The 6,632-nt window shown below is 50.8% G+C and carries 8 protein-coding genes; 4 read left to right on the forward strand and 4 right to left on the reverse strand.

The window, feature by feature from the left end; genetic code table 11:
- Positions 1-86: 86 nt before the first annotated feature.
- The 3 genes from MTBSS4_RS17320 to MTBSS4_RS17330 form a co-directional block, all read right to left on the reverse strand.
- Positions 87-332, reverse strand: a complete 246-nt coding sequence (locus MTBSS4_RS17320) for a hypothetical protein (protein WP_008622016.1) — start codon at positions 330-332, stop codon at positions 87-89.
- Between the two features lie 27 nt (positions 333-359).
- Positions 360-1,097: a hypothetical protein gene (locus MTBSS4_RS17325; RefSeq protein WP_152427049.1), complete on the reverse strand. Its 738-nt coding sequence runs from the start codon at positions 1,095-1,097 to the stop codon at positions 360-362.
- A gap of 215 nt (positions 1,098-1,312) precedes the next feature.
- Positions 1,313-2,014, reverse strand: coding sequence for a hypothetical protein (locus tag MTBSS4_RS17330; RefSeq protein WP_152427048.1), 702 nt, complete (start codon positions 2,012-2,014; stop codon positions 1,313-1,315).
- Positions 2,015-2,508: 494 nt separating this feature from the next.
- Between MTBSS4_RS17330 and MTBSS4_RS17335 the strand changes: the two genes are divergently transcribed.
- The 4 genes from MTBSS4_RS17335 (at position 2,509) to MTBSS4_RS17350 (ending at position 6,228) form a co-directional block, all read left to right on the forward strand.
- Positions 2,509-3,957, forward strand: a complete 1,449-nt coding sequence (locus tag MTBSS4_RS17335) for a hypothetical protein (protein ID WP_173984655.1) — start codon at positions 2,509-2,511, stop codon at positions 3,955-3,957.
- 101 nt (positions 3,958-4,058) lie between these two features.
- Complete coding sequence (locus MTBSS4_RS17340; RefSeq protein ID WP_008622014.1) at positions 4,059-4,451, forward strand: hypothetical protein; 393 nt, start codon at positions 4,059-4,061, stop codon at positions 4,449-4,451.
- A gap of 126 nt (positions 4,452-4,577) precedes the next feature.
- Complete coding sequence (locus MTBSS4_RS17345; RefSeq protein WP_173984656.1) at positions 4,578-5,414, forward strand: DNA adenine methylase; 837 nt, start codon at positions 4,578-4,580, stop codon at positions 5,412-5,414.
- A 232-nt stretch (positions 5,415-5,646) separates the two neighbouring features.
- Positions 5,647-6,228, forward strand: a complete 582-nt coding sequence (locus tag MTBSS4_RS17350) for a site-specific integrase (protein WP_008622526.1) — start codon at positions 5,647-5,649, stop codon at positions 6,226-6,228.
- Positions 6,229-6,311: 83 nt separating this feature from the next.
- Here MTBSS4_RS17350 and MTBSS4_RS17355 read toward each other — a convergent pair.
- Positions 6,312-6,632: hypothetical protein (locus MTBSS4_RS17355; protein WP_173984657.1), on the reverse strand; the 321-nt coding region annotated here is incomplete at its 5' end.

Below are 6,632 nucleotides of genomic sequence, written 5' to 3' on the forward strand. Positions count from 1 at the left end.
TTAACGGTCAATAGCAAGTGGAAATCACATCGATACCGTATTCGAAATAATTTCACAGCGGCTTGCCGTATCCTCTTCCTTCACGATTAGTCCCGTTGATCAAACTGGAAGCCGCCGAACATAACTTCGCAGTCCGCGTTAACGGGCGGAAATACGGTTTCCACAACCATCTGGTCATCGCCGATGACGCGACCAACGAACGATGAACATTCATCATTATTCATGACAAACAATATGCGTCTACCGATGCCAATTATGTCATCCCTGTATTCATCGCCGTCATTGATCAGGTCGCTAATCGCAACAACCATCCCAACCAAATTTTCAGCCATTTTCAGCACTCCATAGTTTGATAGCCATTAGCTTGACCATTCGACGGGATTGGGGGGCAAAACCAGCACCGGACGGTTATCGCAAGGACCTCCCTTGACCGCACATCCCCGACGATAAATTACACGACCATCCTTGCGGACGTACTTTGTGTCTCGCCGCCAGTGACCGCACTTGGGAGTGCCCGTGCCTGTGCCCTCATGGCTTCGGCCTTCGACTGGACGGTGCCGCACGATGGTTTGCCCTGGTCTGATAACTCTGTAGGCCGGAAGCGGACGCTTACCGTGCTTCTTGCGAGACTTTTGCGTAGATTCATCGACATCAATTAAGTCCGCATAGATGGTCGGCTGCTGAATATATGACAGCACACCGATCACGTATCTGACATCATAGACTGGATCAAATCCTATCGTAACATCATTGCTTTCCTGTATCGAATACTCGAAAACACTCCCAAGCACATTTACTGTAGCAGTGTATATGACAGCAAACCCACCATCGGAACACTTGCCGCAGCATAATAATGCCAGCGTGTTTCCGCATTCATTCCTGATTATGTTTACGAGCTTCCCCACGTTAAGAAGCATCAAGTCAGGAATTTTGTAAAAATCAAGATCGCACCGTATCTCAATATCTAACTCGGCCGGGAACACGAATGGAACAGCATCAACTACGAGTTCCGCACCTTGATCAAAATTCTTAGCCGCATATTTGCGGAACTCATCAATTAATCGAAGCTGCTGTTCTTTGCCGATTGAAACACTCATGCTTGCCCCCATAGCTGTAGCTGAAGCCGTACATGCAGGGCTTTTGGATGTTCCATCCATGCACTCCAAAACTGATCGATACTAGCCGCCGTCAGACGTTCTGCCTTTGATCGAAAGATGTCCTGCACGGAGGCATCATCTCCGCTACTCATTTTGGACTGCCGCTGCCACCGGACACATTCACAAGCAATGTGTCCAGCGACAGCGTTTGCTGCTCACCGCTCAAACCAACTTGAAACCACATTAAGAACTTCGTTCTTGAAATCTGGCTTGGTCATCTTGCGGACTTCATCGGCGGTGTAGGACAATTGATGCCCGCTATCTACTTCATCGTAGTCATCGTCTTCCCACTTGCTAACTGACAATTCGAAAGTATGTTTTCCGGTTAACACGCGTTCCATGTCGTGTGCATCAGACCATACTTGTTCGACATACACGCGTGTCACTTCATTAATTCCGAAATTGTCTCCTTCATCATACAGCGTGCCTCGACCACTCTCTCCGCCATTTACGATGAACAAATCACCGCCAATGACGCAATACACAGGACCAATGGCACACTCACCGTCCCATGAGTAATAGTCATACCTTGCTTCAATTTTAGGTGTTGGGACGTGATCAGTTAGCCAGCAGACCCAATCAACGTTGGTTCCGTCACCTTCAAATCTGGCCAAAACCACATCCTCATCCTCATCCTTTAATTCGACAGTTACCCATTTCGTCCCATCGTCTTCATCTACTGATTCACAGGAAACCTCCCGACTGATCGCTTTGGCAATCTTGTCAATATCACCAATGCTGTACGGATACGCTCGGGCTGCGAGGCCCTGCATCCAGACCGTATTTATTGCTCCGCACAAACACTTCCTGTTTGATGGGTCGTTTTCGTAATAGACGTTGAACCGGCTCGATTTCATTTTCAACACCCCACTTACGCCTTAAAGCTGATCATCACATTTGATGAAAGCATGCTTTGTTGGCATGATTGCGACACGACATATGGTAAGAAGCTAATTGCACATTCGTCAAACAAAAAACGATAATGTGAAACATTGTTATAATCAAGATTATCAATACAAAATCCGCATTTCGATCATGAAAAAATTTTTATACAAACAGCCTTTGAGATCGCCCATTGCAACCTGAATGATATGTGCGGCATATAGTTAGGCAGTATTTGCGGCTTGAAAAAATATTTTCAGGCACCGAAAACTTCTTTGGCATGCGTCACGCGGATGACGTAGCGGCGATGATGCCCATAAAAACATGAATTGCGATTTTTTCTTGCATTGATTAAGCCTGTATTTCTTGAAATATATAAATGCTGGCAACAAAAGCCACTCGTAAACCAAGATTGAAAACGTTAATCTCTCCTGATAATGTTTGTCGTGCCATCAGAAGGTAGCGTGCCATGACAAACGATTTGAATGCGATCTGCGAAACTGATCACTCAGTGACCAGTTCCGAGTTTGAGGAAGATGATCCTCGCATAAACAAGCCGAGCTTATTTAAGTTGGCGGATGATGCCATTAAGCTGTGGCTTGAAGCTGATTTGGCTGTCGCTCAAACTCGGAATGAACATGCCAGGGCAAAGTATGAAGGCATATTCCGATTTGCATGGTCCGCGATAAACATCGAACCAGCCGCATTTAAGAACATCAACAAAGTGAAGGTTGATAAGCGTTGTGCGGACGATCCGTGGCGGTTACCGGTCAAGTACCTGCTTGAGATGACCAAGCGACTGTATTGCGAGAAGCACGGCTCGCCCGAGGCCAAGGCCGAATACCCATCATCAACGCTGGCCAAGGCCGTTGACCTTGTTCGCATCGCGGCCAAGGCTGGAATCGAGCCAGATGGGTTCGGGGCGTGGTGGGACCAGTACAAGGGGGTGAACGACATTCTTGACCGGTTCAAGGTCAAGTCGGTTGCCCGACCCAAGTCGAAATCCGTGATCAGCTTGAGCAAGCGGCAGTGGCGGATCATCCAGCGTGCCGTGGTTGGTTTGGCGTCAGAGGATGAAAAGGCCAAAGCCCGCATCTTGGTCGAGGATGCGATCCATAGCATCGACGAACCCGATGCTGACGACAGCGAGGAAGTCGAAGCTGTTGATGATGGTGACGATGCCCTTACGGCGGCAGACGACGAAACCGGTGATGCCCCTGACCATGATGAACATCTGTCTGCTGATGAGCAGCATGCCGACGATGATGGCGAACCCGAAGATGATCCTCCTCCGTCTGGTGGTGAACCACTCCCTACCGATGAACAGGAGACCGATACGGACACTGGTGCCCTTGGTCAACGGACTGACAAGGTAGCGGTACCTCAGAATGCGGCCGAAGCCATCGAGGCCGAAGCCAAACGCTTGGTCGCGACAATGCCACTCAATCGAATGGACCCTGGAGAAGTGAAGATATTTGGTGCTTGGCTCAATGACCACGCTGACCAGGAACTAATTTATGGTCTGGCGGTCAAAGCACACACGCTTAACACCGATATCGACCGGAGATATGGCCCGCTTGATTACCAGTTCAATGAAATTGTAAATCGCATTGTGAGGCTTCTTGCGGATGAAAAAGGCATCTACTTCAATGATGATCTACATGTTGATTATGACCATGGTGAACCGGTCAAAGACTGGATTGGTAAAAATCCAGCATGGGTTGCAATGGCCCATATAGATGACATCGGGGTCACATACTTCAAGGGATTTAATTCCAAGAAGGATGCAATCATGTTCGGGGGCAAAACCCCTGTCACCATATATAAGAAGGAGAATGATTTCGGGACTTTTGACATCTACTCCGACCCGCAAAGGTGGCTGAGCAAGCACTACACCCATCTCCCGCATAATTTTTGAGCATGCAAAGATTGCCCGCTTGAATTCGCCGCTATATGATGTCAGCAGCAAATTAACTGTGGCTACATGAGCCGCACGGGCAACTTAATGGAGCTTAACACATGTCGTTCCTGGACAAGCTGAAAGCAGCACCTGCACCGACCCGCGTCCCTACCGCTTCAAAAAGCACCCCCGTCACTCGGTTCATAAAGAAGGTGCGTGAGCAGCAGGAAATGGTTCAGGCTGCCATTGATGGTGGCGAGATCAATTCTCGGACCGCTTGGTTCACCAAGTCCGGTGACGCTTACCGTTTCAAAATTCTGCGGTCACCGCTGATCATTAACGACACGGAGTGGTTTGAAGCTGCGAACCTTGCCGATCTTAAAGCACTTTTCCAGGGACTGATCGACGCGGCGAATGGCGGCGACGAAAAGTTGGTCAAGTTGATCTACGAACGTTCTGAGTTGGATAAAGTGGCCGCCGAAAAGAAGGGAATCGGTCGCAAGAAGAAGTGATCGATTAAATTATCATCAAGCCCCGGCGGAGAAATTCGCCGGGGCTTTTTCATGCGTGGCATTCAGGCGGTTCAGAAACAATCTCATTCATCAAACTGATAAATACCAGTTTGATGGTGACATCTAATGGCAATTTTTCGATATCCAGGTGGCAAAGAGAGAGGCAAGAAGACAATTATTTCATTCATTCCAGAAGGTGTGAATGAAGTCTGTTCCCCCTTTCTCGGGGGCGGTGCCGTCGAACTGGACCTGGGTCAACGCGGCATCCGAGTGCATGGATTCGATGTGTTCCAGCCGTTGGTGAATTGTTGGCGGCAGGTCAAGCTCGATGCAGGTGCTGTCGCTGATGCTGCCCGGAAGTTCCATCCGATTGACAGGGATGGGTTCTATCGGCTCCAGCGGTCGTACTTCGACATTCGCGATCCAATGATGCGGGCCGGGGCCTACTTCGCACTCAATCGGTCGTCGTTCAGCGGCCTAACCTTCAGCGGTGGATATTCTGGCTCCGAAAATCGGTTCACCCTGTCATCCATCAACAAGCTGGCAAGAACCACGATCCCCAACATCACGGTAGATCAGGCCGACTTCGAACTCAGTCTCTCGCGGCACCCTGATGCCTTTGCCTACCTTGATCCGCCATACCTGCTGGCGGCATCGAAATCGAACCTATATGGCCTTCGGGGTGATGCCCATCGGGATTTCGACCATGGTCGGTTGGCTGATATCCTTCGGTCGCGACCAGGGTGCTGGTTGTTGTCATATAACGACGCCCCGGCAGTAAGGTGGTTCTATGCAGGGTTCGCCATGGTCCCTGCTTCCTGGACCTATGGAACCGGCAAGGTCGGTGCCGAATTGCTGATCTTCTCGAACGAACTGGCCGACGCAGTAGGCATGACCCCATTGGGTCGCCGGTTCGAAAGTTCATGGCATCGTGATGATGAGGGATTGATCCAGGTCGCCTGATTGATCAGTCGCGTCGATGATGTGCATTCCAGCATCCGTGGCTTTGCTCCGAAGCAATAAATCATAGTCTGCAAAATTGAAAGAAACCGCACTCATCATGAAATAGGTATTTCATGATGAGTTGCTATTTACTCCGTATTTTTCAATGGGGTGGCCTTGGCCGATTTATTCGCGGATGCTATACTCGTTTTAAAGTTATCTAATGCTTTAATTTTATGGCGAGTTGAAGATCATGGCTGGACGGCAAGCGAAGACATTGACGACTGCCCAAATCTCGACGGTGCTGACCCACCTCGCATCGACACGGCATGGCGTTCGTGATCGGGTCATGTTCCTACTCAGCGTGAAGGCCGGTTTTCGAGCCAAGGAAATTGCCATGGTCGAATGGAGCATGGTGCTGACCGCGACCGGCGAGGTCGGGGATGTCATCCACCTGGAGGACAAAGCCACAAAACGGGCGTCGGGTCGGTCGATCCCTTTGAACCGTGAACTGCGTGCCGCCCTGGTTGATCTGCATGCCCGAGGAATTCGGGGGGCAGATTGTCCTGTAATTTTTTCCGAACGCGGTGTGGGGATGACGGCGAACACCGTCGTCGCGTGGTTCACCCGCCTTTATGATCGCCTCGGGTTCCAGGGCTGCTCATCGCATTCGGGAAGAAGGACGTTCGTCACCAACGCGGCTCGAAAGGTTGGGCAGGCCGGTGGCTCCCTCCGTGATGTCCAGCAGCTTGCCGGTCATCGCAGTTTGGCGATGACGGCCCGTTACATCGAGTTCGATTCGGATTCGCAGCGGCGACTGGTCAACTTGATCTGATCAGCGGGTTACATGGTTGTAGGAATCATTCGGGGCAGGTTGATTACCAACCTGCCCCGGTAACGCAATCCGATGATGATCTGCTACTCGGACTTGCCGCGACGATGCTTCGCCTTGATGCGGGCAGCCTCCAGAGGTTCATCGAGTTCCCCGGCCTTCACGGCAGTAGCGATCTGCTCCAGCACTTTGATTGCATCGGCGTTGGTCTTGCCCGCAATCACGGTGTTGGCCATCCCCTGACCCTGGAGTTCCACCACGGTGCGGCCATACCGAATCTCCATCAGCAGGGTGCCGTCGTTGGCTGACTTCCAGAACCAAGCCTGGGGCGGACGACTGATGCTCTGCCGCGTGTTGCCGTTTTCGGCACCCTTGGAATAGCGAACCCGTTCGACGGTGAAGCCGGG

Source organism: Magnetospirillum sp. SS-4, from assembly GCF_902729425.1.
Classification (GTDB): domain Bacteria; phylum Pseudomonadota; class Alphaproteobacteria; order Rhodospirillales; family Magnetospirillaceae; genus Phaeospirillum.